Here is a 15,267-nt window from a genome sequence, read left to right as displayed (position 1 = left end):
CGACGGCGGGTCAGAAATTGACGTCCAGCCGGGCGGTGTAATAGCGGAATGCGTCGCGCGCAGGCTGCCAGCCGTACGAGCGGATGGCGGGCCCGGTGGTGGGCTGGAAGTTCAGGAACGAGCCCACGTTCCCGACCGCGTAGTGGTGGTCGAACAGGTTCTTCACGCCGACGGCAAGCTTGTATCTGCTGTCCCGGCTGGCCAGGGAGGCACCCAGGTCCACGATAGCATGGCCCGGCCGCAGCAGGCTCGGGTCCTGGCTGATGGCGCCCTGCACCTGCGACTGGGCGCGCAGATTGGCATTGATGGCCGTCTTGTACGGTATCGCCCTGAACGGCAGCGTGTATTCGCCGCCCAGGTTCATCTTCCATTTCGGCGCGTTCGGCATCATGCCGCCGCTGGCATCGCGCAGGAAGGAGCCCGGCACCAGCTCGTTCGGCACGGTGCAGTCGGTGGCGCCGCTGTAGCAGGGACCCTGCTTCCAGTCCACCACCGTGGCGCGCGTATAGGCCAGGTTGGCCGTCAGCAGCAGCTCGCGCGTGAGCAGGGCACTGGCGTCGGCCTCGAAGCCCTTCGTCTGCAGCGACGGGATGCTGTACAACACGCTGGCCTGGCTGCCGTCCGTGAAGCGTTCCGTGGCCGAGGTCTGGTAGTCGCGGAACGTGGACTTGAACACGGCCAGGTTCAGCGTGGCGCGGTTGTTCCACAGGTTGGCCTTGAAGCCGGCCTCGAAGCTGGTGGCCTTTTCCGGCGCCAGCGGCAGGCGCTTGAACACGTTGACGTTGTTGGCGCCGCTCGTCATGTCGTACGCCACGCCCTTGCTGCCGGTGGATGCCGTACCGTACACCATCGTGTCGCGCGTGAGCTTGTAGCCGTAACCCAGCTTGCCCGTGACGAAGTTCTCGTCATGCTGGGGCGCCGTGTAGAGGTTCGAACCGGTGTGCACATTGTTGGGTGCCGACGACGACAGGCTGTCGATCGTGTGGAACATGTAGTCGTTGGTCTCGCGGGTGAAGCGCAGGCCCGCCGTCAGCGTGTGCCGGGGCAGGAAGTCCCAGCTTCCGTTGGCGTACAGCGCCCGGTTCAGATTCGCGGAGGTGGTGTGGTAGTTGGTCCAGTTGGTCTCCTTGACGAGCGGATTGCCGCGCAGGTAGTAGCGGTCGATGCTGGTGCGCGCCAGCCACAGGCCGGCCAGGTAGCGGAAATTGCCGCCATCCGGCGACGTGATGCGCAGCTCCTGCGTGGACATCTTGGTGTCCATCGTGCCGTTGATCATCGGCGGTTCGGCGATGCCGGACGGCTTGCCGGTGTGGTCCAGCTGGTAGAAGGTGGAGATCAGGTCGATGTTGTCGTTGTCGCGGAAATCGTTGGAGCGGTTCTTGTCCACCGAGGTGATCGACGTCAGCGCGTGGCCGGCCAGCGGCGAGGCTTCCGGGAACAGGTAGTTGATGCGCACGCCGATGCCGCGGTCGCTGGCATCGAGGCCGGTGGGCGAATCGTTGCGGATCGTCGTGTTGAACGGGCTGACGTTAATGCCGCGCAGGATCGCCGTGTTCGACAGCGCCTTGTAGTTGCGGTTGTACAGATAGCCCACGCCCGGGCCGATGGACGTGATGGCCGCCGTGTTCCCGGTGCGCAGCGCATGGTCGTAGCGGGGCGAGATCTGCACGTCCAGGTCCGGTGTCACCTGCCATTGCAGCTTGGCGAAGAAGGTCTTGCCGCCCGAGCCGTTCTGCATGCGGTCGGTGGTGAGGTTGTGCAGCAGGCCGGGGAAATTGGTCTTGCTGGCGAACAGGCGCAGGCCGACCGTGTCGCTCAGCCGGCCGCTGGCCGACGTGGCGACGCGGTACTCGTCGTCGCTGCTGCGGAACAGGGAGAGCTTGCCCTTCATGGGACCGGCGCCGATCGGCTTGGTGGTGATGACGACGGCGCCGGCGATGGCACTCTTGCCGAACATCGTGCTTTGCGGGCCTTTCAGCACCTCCACGCGCGCCACGTCGGACTGGTCGCGGAAGGCCTGCTGCGCCTGGGCATACGGCATGTCGTCGACGATGATGGCCACGTCGCCTTCGATGCCGATATTGTTCGACGTGGTACCGATGCCGCGCATGTTGATGCTGTTGGTGCCCACCTGGGTGCCGGTGGAAATCGTCAGCGCGGGGGACAGGTTGACGATGTCGTCGAACTCGCGCACGTTGTTGCGGGTCAGTGCCTCCTCGGTGAGGACCGAGATCGACATCGGCACGTCTTCCAGCTTCTCGATGCGGCGGTTGGCCGACACGACGATGGTTTCCAGTTGCGGCTCGCTGCCGGTGGCGGGCGCCTGCTGCGCCTGTTGTGCCTGGGCGGGCAGCGCGAACTGCAGCAGCGCGAGCGCCGCGGCGACGGGTGTCAGCGGCAGGGGCCTGCCGTGACGGCGGTTCATGACGACCATGGTTTTTGTCTCCGTTATACGTTGGTATACGTTTTTTTATGTTGCTTTTTGCAACTTATGGGTGAAACGTTTGCTGCCACGATACGGTGCTGCTTGGAACGGCCTGGTCCGCCATGCGGTCGTGCACACAAGCCTTTCTATGGATTTCCTGATGACGCAGACGCCAGCCTCGGCGCCTTGGCATGTTTCCTGAAATCACTCTAACGATCTACTAAAACGATTTACTGCATCGATTTAGTAAGGATATAGGAAGGTAAAACGAAGTCAACAGATTTTTTTTGCGCGGAAGAGAAGGGGCAGGGCTGCACGAGGCGGCGCATAGGCATATGTCCTTGCCGCCTAGTCCACTCGCCGCATTAGCAATCACAAAACGATTCGTTCCCAGCCCGGCAGGGCGCCGATACCATCGGCCGACAACTGTCATGACAGGCCAACCCGCGTATATGAACGTCTTCCGAGCCCTCGAAACTTCCGCCATTCCCCTCTATTCCCAGGTGCGCGAACGCCTGCGCGAGCGCATCGTCGACGGCACCTACGAGCCGGAGTCACGGCTGCCGGCCGAGAGCGAGATCAGCGCGATCTTCAGCGTCAGCCGCATCACCGTGCGGCAGGCGCTGGCCGACCTGCAGAACGAGGGGCTGATCGTGAAGGTGCCGGGCAAGGGAACGTTCGTGGCGCAGGCGCGCACCACCCAGGACCTGGCGCAGCTGGAGGGATTCGGCGAGGCGATGGCGCGGCGCGGGCACACGGTGCTCAACCGCGTGGTCAGTCATCTGACGGTGCCGGCCGAGCCGCATGTTGCGAGCCAGTTGCGCATCGCGGGGAGTGCGAAGGCCAGCGAGATCCGGCGCGTGCGTCATGTGGACGACCAGCCCGTTTCGTTCGAAGTGGCCTACCTGGCGCCGCCATTGGGCGACCGCCTGCGGGGCGAGAACCTGGCCGAGCGCGACATCTTCGCCATCCTGGAAACGGACTACGACCTGCCGCTCTCCCATGCGGATGTGCAGATCGGCGCCATCAGTGCCGACGCCACGCTGGCCAAGGCCCTGTCCGTCGAGCCGGGCACCGCGCTGCTGCGCATCGAGCGGCTGACGTGGACGGCCAACGGCGCACCGCTCGCCTTCGAATACCTGTACGTGCGCGGCGACGTGTTCCAGTACACGCTGCGGCTGCCGCGGCGCGCCGGGCCGTCCCTGCCACGGAGCTGAGCGACGCAGCGGGCGGCGGGTCTATCACGTCGAGCTCGTGTCAACTTGCGTGACTGGCCCCGAAGCTGACAAGGGCTCAGCCGGCGTCGCTGCCGCCCGTGTCCACGTCCGCCGGCACCGAAGTGTCCTCCGTGACCGGCACGTCGCGGCCCTTGCGGTGCAGCCGGATGGCATCGAGCACGATGACATCCAGGCCGGCGCCGTGCGTGCCGTCCACGTGCTCGTACAGCCGCACCAGCATGCGCGGCGCCCAGTAGCGCTGCAGGTGCGTGGCGATGCCCGTGTGCGCTTCCTCGCGGTCCGGGAAGGAAGCGAAGAAGCTGCCGATCTGGTTCGCCATCGTCACGAGATTGTCGATGTTCATGCGCCGTCTCCGGCCAGTTCCAGCTGCGTGGCATTGAAGCGCTGGTATTCCTGCTGCCAAGCCGAGTGCTGCTGCACCGGCATCACCTGCACGGCCGTCACCTTGTACTCGGGGCAGTTGGTGGCCCAGTCCGAGTTCTCCGTGGTGATCACATTGGCGCCCGATTCGGGGAAGTGGAAGGTGGTGTAGACGACGCCGGGCTGCATCCGTTCCGTGACGAGCGCGCGCAGCACCGTCTCGCCGGCGCGGCTCTGGATGCCGACCCAGTCGCCGTCCTTGATGCCCCGTTCCTGCGCATCGTGCGGATGCAGTTCCAGCCGGTCCTCCGCATGCCACTGCACGTTCTCCGTGCGGCGCGTCTGTGCACCCACGTTGTACTGCGACAGGATGCGGCCCGTCGTGAGGATGAGCGGATACTTGCGCGTGACCTTCTCGGCACTGGCCACGTACTGCGTGATGATGAAGCGGCCCTTGCCCCGTACGAAGGCATCGATATGCATCGTGGGCGTGCCTTCCGGCGCCGCGTCGTTGCACGGCCACTGGATGCTGCCCAGTTCATCGAGCCGCTGGTAGCTGACGCCGGTGAAGGTGGGCGTCAGGCGCGCGATTTCGTCCATGATCTCGGACGGGTGGCGGTAATCCATCGGGTAGCCCAGGCGGTTGGCCAGCTGCACCGTCACTTCCCAGTCCGCATAGCCGGCGCGGGGTGGCATCACCTTGCGTACGCGCGAGATGCGGCGCTCGGCGTTCGTGAACGTGCCGTCCTTTTCCAGGAACGAGGAGCCGGGCAGCAGCACGTGCGCGAACTTGGCCGTCTCGTTCAGGAAGATGTCCTGCACCACCACGCATTCCATCGCCTGCAAGGCCGCCGTCACGTGCTGGGTGTTCGGATCGGACTGCACGATGTCCTCGCCCTGGCAGTACAGGCCCAGGAAGCTGCCGTCCAGTGCCGCCTCGAACATGTTCGGGATGCGCAGGCCCGGTTCGGACTGCAGCGGCACGCCCCACGCCTGTTCGAACAGCGTGCGCACGGTGGTGTCCGAGACGTGCCGGTAGCCGGGCAGCTCGTGCGGGAACGAGCCCATGTCGCAGGAGCCCTGCACATTGTTCTGGCCCCGCAGCGGATTGACGCCGACGCCTTCGCGGCCCACGTTCCCCGTCGCCATGGCCAGGTTCGCGATCGCCATCACGGCCGTCGAACCCTGCGCGTGTTCCGTCACGCCCAGGCCGTAGAAGATGGCGCCGTTGCCGCCGGTGGCGAACAGCCGCGCCGCGCCGCGCACCAGTTGCGCCGGCACGCCGGTCACCGCTTCCATCGCCTCGGGCGAATTCTCCGGCTGCGCGACGAACTCGCGCCACTGCGCAAACGCCCGTTCCTCGCAGCGCTCGTCGATGTACTGCTGCGCCAGCAGGCCTTCGGTCACGACCACGTGCGCCAGCGCCGACAGCATCGCCACATTGGTACCGGGCCGCAGCTGCAGGTGGTAGTTGGCCTGCACGTGCGGCGACTTGATCAGGTCGATGCGGCGCGGGTCGATGACGATCAGCTTCGCGCCCTGGCGCAGCCGCCGCTTCATGCGCGAGCCGAACACGGGGTGGCCGTCCGTCGGGTTGGCGCCGATGACGAGGATGACATCGGCCTTGGCCACCGAGGCGAAGCTCTGCGTGCCGGCCGATTCGCCCAGCGTCTGCTTCAGGCCATAGCCGGTGGGCGAGTGGCATACGCGGGCACAGGTGTCGACATTGTTGTTGCCGAACGCGGCGCGCACCAGCTTCTGCACGAGATAGCCTTCCTCGTTCGTGCAGCGGGACGAGACGATGCCGCCGATCGCATCGCGGCCATGTTTCGCCTGGATGCGCTTGAATTCGGCGGCGGCATGATCGAGCGCTTCGTCCCAGCTCACTTCCTGCCACGGGTCGGTGATCTTCGCGCGGATCATGGGCTTCAGGATCCGGTCCTTGTGCGTGGCATAGCCCCAGGCGAAGCGGCCCTTGACGCAGGCGTGGCCTTCGTTGGCCTTGCCGTCTTTCGTCGGCACCATGCGCACCACCTCGTTGCCCTTCATCTCCGCGTTCAGCGAACAGCCCACGCCGCAATAGGCGCACGTCGTCGTGATGCTGTGCTCGGCCTGGCCCAGCCAGATCACCGTGTTCTCCTGCAGCGTGGCGGTGGGGCAGGCGGCCACGCAGGCGCCGCACGACACGCACTCGGAGGCCATGAAAGGCTCGTCCTGGCCGGCCGACACGCGCGAGTCGAAGCCGCGGCCGGAGATCGTCAGCGCAAAGGTGCCTTGCGTCTCCTCGCAGGCGCGCACGCAGCGGTTGCAGACGATGCACTTCGACGAATCGAACGTGAAATAGGGATTCGATTCGTCCTTCGGCAGCGCCAGGTGGTTGGCGCCCTGGTAGCCGTAGCGCACCTGGCGCAGGCCCGTCACGCCGGCCATGTCCTGCAGCTCGCAGTCGCCGTTGGCGGGGCAGGTCAGGCAGTCCAGCGGGTGGTCGGAGATGTACAGCTCCATCACGCCCTTGCGCAGCGCTTGCAGTTTCGGCGACTGGGTGCGCACGACCATGCCGTGCTCCACTGGCGTGGTGCACGAGGCGGGGTAGCCGCGGCGGCCGTCGATCTCGACGAGGCACAGGCGGCACGAGCCGAACGGCTCCAGGCTGTCGGTGGCGCACAGCCTGGGGATGTTGATGTCGGACAGCGCGGCGGCGCGCATCACGGAGGTGCCGGCGGGGACGGTGACGCGCTGGCCGTCGACCGACAAGGTGACGAATTCGGTGGCCGGGTCGAGGGGTGGCGGCGTGCCCAGGTCGCGGGACAGGATGGTTTCGATCATGGTCGTCTCCTAGGCGGCGTGCCGGGTGGTGATGGATGGCAGGGCCGGCTCGCCGAAGTCCTGCGGGAAGTGGTTCAGGGCCGACAGTACGGGATACGGCGTCATGCCGCCCATCGCGCACAGGGAGCCGTGCAGCATCGTGTCGCACAGGTCGCGCAGCAGCACCACCTGCTGTTCCCGTTGCGTGCCTTGACGGATCTTGTCGATGACTTCCACGCCGCGCGTGGAGCCGATGCGGCATGGCGTGCACTTGCCGCACGACTCGATGGCGCAGAATTCCATTGCGTAGCGCGCCAGCTTCGCCATGTCCGCGCTGTCGTCGTGCACCACGATGCCCCCATGACCCAGCACGGCCCACAGCGACGCGAACGCTTCGTAGTCGAGCGGCGTGTCCCATTGCGACTCCGGCAGGTAGGCACCGAGCGGCCCGCCCACCTGCACGGCCTTGATGGGCCGGCCCGTGGCGCTGCCGCCGCCGAAGTCATACAGGATTTCGCGCAGCGTGATGCCGAACGCCAGCTCGATCAGGCCGCCGTGCTTGATATTCCCGGCCAGTTGCACGGGCAGGGTGCCGCGCGAACGGCCCATGCCGTAGTCCTGGTAATACTGGGCGCCCTTGTCGAGGATGATGGGGACGGTGGCCAGCGACAGCACGTTGTTGATGACGGTGGGTTTGCCGAACAGGCCGGCCAGCGCGGGCAGGGGCGGCTTGGCGCGCACGATGCCGCGCTTGCCTTCCAGGCTTTCCAGCAGCGCCGTCTCCTCGCCGCAGATGTAGGCGCCGGCGCCCTTGCGCACGGCCAGCTCGAAGGTGCGACCCGTGCTGAGCAGATTCTGTCCAAGGTAGCCGCGGTTGCGCGCCGTGTCGATGGCGGCCTCCAGCCGGGCGATGGCGTGCGGGTATTCGCTGCGCACGTAGATGTAGCCGCGCGTGGCGCCCACGGCCAGGCCGGCGATCGTCATCCCTTCGATCAGCACGAAGGGGTCGCTCTCCATGACGAGGCGGTCCGCGAACGTGCCGGAGTCGCCTTCGTCGGCATTGCAGACGATGTATTTCTCGTCGCCCGGGGCCTTCAGCACCGTGTTCCACTTGATCCCGGTGGGGAAGGCGGCGCCGCCGCGGCCGCGCAGTCCGGAGGCCGTCACGGCTGCCACGATCTCGGCCGGCGCCATTACCAGCGACTTGTGCAGGCCGCGGTAGCCACCATGCGCCAGGTAGTCGTCCAGCGACTGGGGATCGGTGATGCCGATGCGCGCGAACGTGAGGCGCTGCTGCCGCGCCAGGTAGGGAATCCGTTCGACCACGCCCAGCGACAACGGATGCGTGCCGGCACCGGCATGGAAACCGGCATCGAACAGCGCCGGCACGTCGCCCGCATCGACGGGGCCGAAGCCGATGCGGCCTTCCGGCGTGTCTACTTCCACCAGCGGCTCCAGCCACAGCAAGCCGCGCGTGCCGTTGCGAACGAGCGCGACCTCGATGCCGCGCTGCTGCGCTTCGGCTGCGATCACGGCCGCCACTTCGTCGGCACCGACCGCCAGCGCGGACGAGTCGCCGGGGACGAAAATGCGGATGCTCATACGGCCTCCTGCAGCTGGTTGACATCGGCGATCAGCGCATCGAAGCGGGCCGGTGTGACGCGGGCGAACACGGCCTCGTTGATCGTGAGCGCCGGCGAGCTCGCGCACAGGCCCAGGCAGTACACGGGTTCCAGCGCAAAGGCACCGTCCGCGCTGTGGCCGTGCAGGCTGCAGCCCAGCACGCTTTCGGCATGGGCCAGCAGGCGGTCGCCGCCCATGCTCTGGCAGGCCTCGGCGCGACAGATCTGCACCACGCAGCGGGCCGGCGGCGCACTGCGGAAGTAGTGATAGAAGGTGATCACGCCATGCACTTCGGCGCGGGACAGGTTGAAGTGCTGCGCCAGCGCGGGCACCTGGTCCGGCGGAATGTAGCCGACACTATCCTGCAGCGCGTGCAGGGCGGGCAGGAGCTCGTCCTGGCGCGGGCCATGGCGGGAGAGGATGCCGGCGAGGATCGCGCTGACGGTGGTGGCTGAGGTGGCTGCGGCGGCGGGCTGTGCGGGCATGCTGTCTCCGTTGTCGACCGGTCCGGTTTTGAAGAACCATATGCTCGGCAAAGCATATGCGGGACCGTGTTATAAACGAGACTAGCACCGGCAAAAAGCGCAATCAATAGGAAATGATTTGCATATGCTGAAGGTTGAAATCCGCCCCGACTGGATCCTGCGCGACGCCCGCGGCAACCCGACGGCGCTGCCCGCGCTGCTGGCGCTGCTCACCGCCGTGAGCGAGACGGGCAGCATCAGCAAGGCCGCCGCGGCCTACGGCATGTCGTACCGCCACGCCTGGGGGTTGCTGCAGCAGTTCAGCGAGCAGTTCGGCGCGGCGCTGGTGCACAAGGTGCGCGGCCAAGGCACGGCGCTGTCGCCGCTGGCCGAAAAACTGATCTGGGCGGACCGCCGCATCAGCGCGCGCCTGACGCCGCTGCTGGACAGCCTGGCCTCCGAACTGCAGCAGGAACTGGCGCGCGTGCTGGCGGGCGACGCGCAGGTGCTGCGGCTGACGGCCTCGCACGGGTTCGCCGTGGCCGCCCTCGTCACGCAGCTGCGCGAAGGCGGTGCGACGGTGGACATCAAGTACCGCAGCAGCACGGAAGCGGTGGCCGCCCTGGCGCGCGGCGAATGCGACCTGGCCGGTTTTCATTTGCCGGTCGGTGCCTTCGAAGGCGCCGCGGCAGCCCAGCACCGGCCCTGGCTGGATAACCAGCGGCATGCCTTCCTGCACCTGGCCTTCCGCCAGCAGGGGCTGTTCATCGCCAAGGGCAATCCGAAGGGCGTGACGGGGCTGGACGACCTGCTGCGCCCGGACCTACGCTTCGTGAACCGCCAGCACGGCTCCGGCACGCGCCTGCTGCTGGAGCTGCTGCTGGCGGACCGCGCCATCGACACCGCCCGCATCGCCGGCTTCGACAGCGCCGAGTTCACGCATGCCGCGGTGGCCGCCTACGTGGCGAGCGGCATGGCGGACCTGAGCTTCGGCGTGGAGACGGCGGCGCGGCGCTTCGACCTCGATTTCCTTCCCGTCTGCCGCGAACGCTACTTCCTGGCCTGCGACCGGAACGCCCTGGACACGCCACTGCTGCAGGCCGCCCGCACGGCGATGGCCAGCACCGCCTTCCGCCAGGTGCTCGACGGCCTGCCCGGCTACGACGGCGCACAGGCCGGCACGCTGGCCGTCCTGGACACGCTGTTCTGACGGCGGCTTTCTGTATTCTTAACCGCGGTCAAGCGGCAAAAGCCGGCCACTTCGCTAAGATGGAATGGCAGAATAACGAAAAAAATCCATCGCAGCAGACGACAGGAGACCGGCATGAGCAAGGCACTCGAAGGCGTTCGCATTCTCGACTTCACCCACGTCCAGTCGGGGCCCACCTGCACGCAGCTGCTGGCCTGGTTCGGGGCGGACGTGATCAAGGTGGAGCGGGCCGGCGAGGGCGATGCCACGCGCGCCCAGCTGCGCGATATCCCCGGCGTCGACAGCCTGTACTTCACGATGCTGAACCATAACAAACGCTCGATCACGCTCGATGCGAAACGGCCCGCCGGCAAGGGCGTGCTGGAAGACCTGATCCGCGAGTGCGATGTGCTGGTCGAGAACTTCGCGCCCGGCGCGCTGGACCGCATGGGCTTCACGTGGGAGCGCATCCAGCAGCTGAACCCGCGCATGATCGTCGCTTCCGTGAAGGGTTTCGGACCGGGCCCGTATGAACACTGCAAGGTCTACGAGAACGTGGCCCAGTGCACCGGCGGTGCGGCGGGTACCACCGGCTTCGATGATGGCCCGCCCGTGGTGACGGGGGCGCAGATCGGCGACAGCGGCAGCGGCCTGCACCTGGCGCTGGGCATCGTCACCGCCCTCTACCAGCGCAACACCACCGGCCGCGGCCAGCGCGTGCTGACGGCCATGCAGGATGCGGTGCTGAACCTGTGCCGGGTAAAGCTGCGCGACCAGCAGCGGCTGGAACGCACCGGCGTGATGGAGGAATATCCCCAGTACGCGGGCGGCACGTTCGGCGAGTCCGTGCCGCGCGCCGGCAATGCTTCCGGGGGCGGTCAGCCCGGCTGGATCCTCAAATGCAGGGGCTGGGAGAAGGACCCGAACGCCTACATCTACTTCATCGCCCAGGCGGCCGTGTGGCCGGCCATCTGCAAGGTCATCGGCAGGACGCACTGGATCACGCATCCCGATTTCGCCACGCCCCGTGCGCGGCTGCCGCACCTGATGGAAATCTTCGCCGCCGTCGAGGAGTGGACGACAACGCAGACGAAGTACGAAGCGATGGATGTGCTGAACCAGTACGACATTCCCTGCGGCCCGATCCTGTCGATGAAGGAAATCGCCAACGAGCCGTCGCTGCGCGCGAGCGGCACGGTGGTCGAGGTGGATCATCCGGAACGGGGGCCGTATCTGACCGTGGGCAACCCCATCAAGCTGTCGGACAGCCCGACCGAGGTCACGCGCTCGCCGCTGCTGGGCGAGCACACGGAGGAGGTGCTGGCGGGGCTGGGGTACAGTGCCGAGCGGATTGCCGCGTTAAGGGAAGAGCGGGTGATCTAGGTGTGAACCAGGTTTTCAGCTGCCGCGGTCGACGGCCTGCGCGAACCGGGGTCTGGCACCGCCAGTGAAGGCAGCAGAAGCATTCACAGCGCATGCTGCGGTGCCTGACCCCAGCCTTTCGCAGGCGCCGCCGGAACGCATGCAAACTGCTGGGGTCAGGCACCGCAGCAAGTGCCAACGCGTTGATCGAGCGTGCGTGGCCAGCGGTGCCAGACCCCGGCGCATCACCGAGCGGCGGTCCAATAACCCGCCTGCGCGTACACCGCCTTCAACGTCTCGATGAACGCCCGCACCCGTGCCGGCAGATGCCGCTGCTGCATGTAGACGGCCTTGATGTCGTAATCCGGCAGCGCGTATTCGTCCAGCACCGTCACCAGCTCGCCTGCGGCCAGCTGCGCCTGGATCTCCCACGTCGACCGCCACGCCAGGCCCAGTCCCTCGCTGGCCCAGCGGTGCAGCAGCTCGCCGTCGTTGCAGTCGACATTGCCATTGACCTTGATGGTGACGGGCTTGCCGTCCTTCTGGAAATACCAGCCGCGCTGCTGGCCGCCCTGCAGGTTGAAGGCCAGGCAGTTGTGGTGCGCCAGGTCGTCCAGCGTGCGCGGGATGCCGCAGCGCGCGAAATACGACGGCGTGCCGCACACCACGCGGCGATTCGTGGCCAGCCGCACGGCGACAAAACTGGGATCGAGCATGCCGCCGATGCGGATGCCCAGCTCGTAGCCCTCGCGCACCAGGTCCACCACCTGGTCCGTCAGGTTGAACGACAGCCGCACCTTCGGATGCGCGGCCAGGAAGGCCGGGGCATGGGGCGCCACGTGCAGCCTCCCGAAGGCGGCGGGCGCGGAGACGATCAGGTGGCCGTTGGCTTCGTCGCGGCCTTCGGAGACGATGGTCTCGGCCAGCTCCAGGTCGGAGAGCAGCTTGCGGCAGTGCTCGAGGAACTGCGTGCCGGATTCGGTCAGCGTCAGGTGGCGGGTCGTGCGGTGCAGCAGCTTCACGCCGAGGCGCCGCTCCAGCGCATCGATGCGGCGGCCCAGCATCACGGGCGTCACGCCCTGCGCGAGCGCCGCGCGCGCCAGGCTGCCCTGGTCGACGGCTTCCACGAACGCGGTCATCTCCTTGATCTTGTCCATGCTTTCAGTATTCCATACCGCAGGTATCGGATCACCCGATTTTTTGTGGGCTTATCAGGCGCGTTCGAACGCTCTAGCATGGCTCATCGCAATCACACGACAGCGGAGGCATGATGGCCAGGATGACCGCAGCGGAAGCAGGGGTGCTGGTGCTGGAAAAGGAGGGCGTGCACGTGGCCTTCGGCGTGCCGGGCGCGGCGATCAACCCGTTCTACGCCGCGTTGCGCAAGCGCGACAGCATCCGCCACATCCTCGCGCGCCACGTGGAAGGCGCCTCGCACATGGCGGAGGGTTTTACGCGCGCCGCAGCGGGCAATATCGGCGTGTGCATCGGCACCTCGGGCCCGGCCGGCACGGACATGATCACGGGCCTGTACGCCGCATCTGCCGACTCGATTCCGATCCTGTGCATCACGGGCCAGGCACCGCGCGCCAGGCTGTACAAGGAAGACTTCCAGGCCGTCGACATCGAGTCGATCGCCAGGCCCGTCACCAAGTGGGCCGTCACCGTGCGCGAGCCGGCGCTCGTGCCGCAGGTGTTCCAGCAGGCCTTCCACCTGATGCGCTCCAGCCGCCCCGGCCCCGTGCTGATCGACCTGCCGGTGGACGTGCAGCAGGCGCAGATCGAATTCGACATCGACACGTATGCCCCGCTGGCCGCATTCAAGCCGGTCGCGACGCGTGCACAGATCGAGAAGGCCTTGATGCTGCTGAACGAGGCGCGCCGGCCCCTGATCACGGCCGGCGGCGGCATCATCAATGCCGACGCGTCCGCACTGCTGGTCGAGTTCGCGGAGATCACCGGCGTGCCCGTCATTCCCACCTTGATGGGCTGGGGCAGCATCCCCGACGATCATCCGCAGATGGCCGGCATGGCCGGCCTGCAGACCAGCCACCGCTACGGCAATGCCACGCTGCTGGCCTCGGACTTCGTGCTGGGCATCGGCAACCGGTGGGCCAATCGGCACACCGGTGGCGTGGACGTGTTCACGAAGGACCGCAAGTTCGTCCACATCGATATCGAGCCCACGCAGATCGGCCGCGTGTTCGGGCCGGACCTGGGCATCGTCTCCGATGCGAAGGCGGCCCTGTCCCTGCTGGTGGAAGTGGCGAAGGAATGGCGCGAGGCCGGCAGGCTGGCCGACCGTTCGGACTGGCTGCACGACTGCCAGGAACGCAAGCGCACGCTGCTGCGCCGGAGCGATTACGACAGCGTGCCCGTGCATCCGCTGCGCGTGTACCACGAGATGAACCGCTACTTCGGGCGGGACGTGCGCTATGTCGCCAGCATCGGCCTGTCGCAGATCGCCGCCGCGCAGTTCCTGCACGTGCACCATCCGCGCCACTGGATCAACTGCGGCCAGGCGGGGCCGCTGGGCTGGACGATTCCCGCCGCGCTGGGCGTGCGGGTGGCCGATCCGGAGGCCGACATCGTGGCCATCTCGGGCGACTACGATTTCCAGTTCCTGATCGAGGAACTTGCCGTCGCCGCGCAGTTCAAACTGCCGTACATCCACGTACTCGTGAATAACGCCTATCTCGGCCTGATCCGCCAGGCCCAGCGGGGCTTCGAGATGGACTACTGCGTGCAGCTCTCGTTCGAGAACGTCAACGCGCCCGAGCTGGAAGGGTATGGCGTCGACCACGTGGCCGTGGTGGAAGGCCTGGGCTGCAAGGCCATCCGCGTGTTCCGGCCGGATGGGATCGTGCCGGCATTCGAGCAGGCCCGCGAGCTGATGCGCCAGTACGGCGTGCCGGTGGTGGTCGAGATCATCCTGGAACGGGTGACGAACATCGCGATGGGCACCGAGATCGATGCGCTGAACGAATTCAACGATGTACTCACCGTGCAGTAAGGAGGGATGATGAAACTGGCCGCCAACCTGACGATGCTGTTCAACGAAGCCGACTTCCTCGACCGCTTCGCGCTGGCCGCGCGGGCCGGCTTCCAGGGCGTCGAGTTCCTGTTCCCGTACGCATACCCGGCCCAGGCGCTGGCCGCGCAGCTCGACGCGCACCGGCTGGAACTGGTGCTGCACAACCTGCCGGCCGGGGACTGGGCCGGTGGCGACCGCGGCATCGCCTGCCATCCGGAGCGGCGCGGCGAATTCGAGGAAGGGCTGGCCGTTGCCATCGCGTATGCGGGGGCGCTGGGCGTGAAGCAGCTGAACTGCCTGGCCGGCATCGTGCCCCCCGGCGTGGAACGGGAAGCGGCGCATGCCACCCTGGTGGCGAACCTGCGCCTGGCCGCGCGGCGGCTGAAGGACGAAGGCATCGCGCTGCTGATCGAGCCGATCAACACCTTCGACATTCCCGGCTTCTTCCTGCACGGCACGCGGCAGGCGCTGGACCTCATCGGCGAAACGGAGTCGGACAACCTGTTCCTGCAGTACGACATCTATCACATGCAGCGCATGGAAGGCGAGCTGGCCGCCACCATCAAGGCGCACCTGCCGCGCATCCGGCACATCCAGCTGGCGGACAACCCGGGCCGCGGCGAGCCGGGCACGGGCGAGATCAACTACGGCTACCTGCTGCCGGCGCTGGACGCGCTGGGCTACACGGGCTGGGTGGGCTGCGAATACAAGCCGCGCCGCACCACGGCCGAAGGGCTGCTGTGGATCACCGAACATGGTTTCTGATT

General features: G+C 66.9%; 11 protein-coding genes. 5 read left to right on the top strand and 6 right to left on the bottom strand.

Annotated features, from left to right (window positions below; translation table 11 throughout):
• Positions 1-10 precede the first annotated feature (10 nt).
• Entirely contained in the window at positions 11-2,434 is a 2,424-nt protein-coding gene (locus IP91_RS23980) for a TonB-dependent receptor (protein WP_145652754.1), read from the bottom strand.
• 443 nt (positions 2,435-2,877) lie between these two features.
• Between IP91_RS23980 and IP91_RS23975 the strand changes: the two genes are divergently transcribed.
• Complete coding sequence (locus IP91_RS23975) at positions 2,878-3,642, top strand: GntR family transcriptional regulator (RefSeq protein WP_145652752.1); 765 nt, start codon at positions 2,878-2,880, stop codon at positions 3,640-3,642.
• Between the two features lie 76 nt (positions 3,643-3,718).
• On the opposite strand, the gene IP91_RS23970 is transcribed toward IP91_RS23975, so the two are convergent.
• Genes IP91_RS23970 through IP91_RS23955 form a run of 4 tightly spaced genes read right to left on the bottom strand, consistent with a single transcriptional unit; the run spans position 3,719 to position 8,936 of the window.
• Complete coding sequence (locus IP91_RS23970; protein ID WP_145652750.1) at positions 3,719-4,006, bottom strand: formate dehydrogenase subunit delta; 288 nt, start codon at positions 4,004-4,006, stop codon at positions 3,719-3,721.
• On the bottom strand, positions 4,003-6,849 hold the full coding sequence (fdhF, locus tag IP91_RS23965; RefSeq protein ID WP_145652748.1) for a formate dehydrogenase subunit alpha: 2,847 nt from the start codon (positions 6,847-6,849) through the stop codon (positions 4,003-4,005). The genes IP91_RS23970 and fdhF overlap by 4 nt, the downstream gene beginning before the upstream one ends.
• A 9-nt stretch (positions 6,850-6,858) precedes the next feature.
• Positions 6,859-8,430, bottom strand: coding sequence for a formate dehydrogenase beta subunit (locus tag IP91_RS23960; RefSeq protein WP_145652746.1), 1,572 nt, complete (start codon positions 8,428-8,430; stop codon positions 6,859-6,861).
• Positions 8,427-8,936 carry a formate dehydrogenase subunit gamma gene (locus IP91_RS23955; RefSeq protein WP_145652744.1) on the bottom strand — a complete coding sequence of 170 codons (510 nt, stop codon included), beginning with the start codon at positions 8,934-8,936 and terminating at the stop codon, positions 8,427-8,429. Before IP91_RS23955 ends, IP91_RS23960 begins: the two co-directional genes overlap by 4 nt.
• Before the next feature lie 124 nt (positions 8,937-9,060).
• Between IP91_RS23955 and IP91_RS23950 the strand changes: the two genes are divergently transcribed.
• Positions 9,061-10,125, top strand: coding sequence for a substrate-binding domain-containing protein (locus IP91_RS23950; RefSeq protein ID WP_145652742.1), 1,065 nt, complete (start codon positions 9,061-9,063; stop codon positions 10,123-10,125).
• Between the two features lie 114 nt (positions 10,126-10,239).
• Complete coding sequence (gene frc / locus IP91_RS23945) at positions 10,240-11,487, top strand: formyl-CoA transferase (protein ID WP_145652740.1); 1,248 nt, start codon at positions 10,240-10,242, stop codon at positions 11,485-11,487.
• Positions 11,488-11,711: 224 nt separating this feature from the next.
• Here frc and IP91_RS23940 read toward each other — a convergent pair whose 3' ends face one another.
• Entirely contained in the window at positions 11,712-12,623 is a 912-nt protein-coding gene (locus tag IP91_RS23940) for a LysR family transcriptional regulator (protein ID WP_145652738.1), read from the bottom strand.
• Between the two features lie 113 nt (positions 12,624-12,736).
• Here IP91_RS23940 and gcl point away from each other — a divergent pair, with 113 nt between their 5' ends.
• Both gcl and hyi read left to right on the top strand, forming a co-directional pair.
• Positions 12,737-14,479 carry a glyoxylate carboligase gene (gene gcl, locus IP91_RS23935; RefSeq protein ID WP_145652859.1) on the top strand — a complete coding sequence of 581 codons (1,743 nt, stop codon included), beginning with the start codon at positions 12,737-12,739 and terminating at the stop codon, positions 14,477-14,479.
• A gap of 6 nt (positions 14,480-14,485) precedes the next feature.
• Positions 14,486-15,265, top strand: coding sequence for a hydroxypyruvate isomerase (gene hyi / locus IP91_RS23930; RefSeq protein ID WP_145652736.1), 780 nt, complete (start codon positions 14,486-14,488; stop codon positions 15,263-15,265).
• Positions 15,266-15,267: the final 2 nt, after the last annotated feature.

The organism is Pseudoduganella lurida (assembly GCF_007830455.1).
GTDB lineage: Bacteria > Pseudomonadota > Gammaproteobacteria > Burkholderiales > Burkholderiaceae_D > Rugamonas > Rugamonas lurida.
This window is presented reverse-complemented; position numbering and strand designations above follow the sequence as displayed.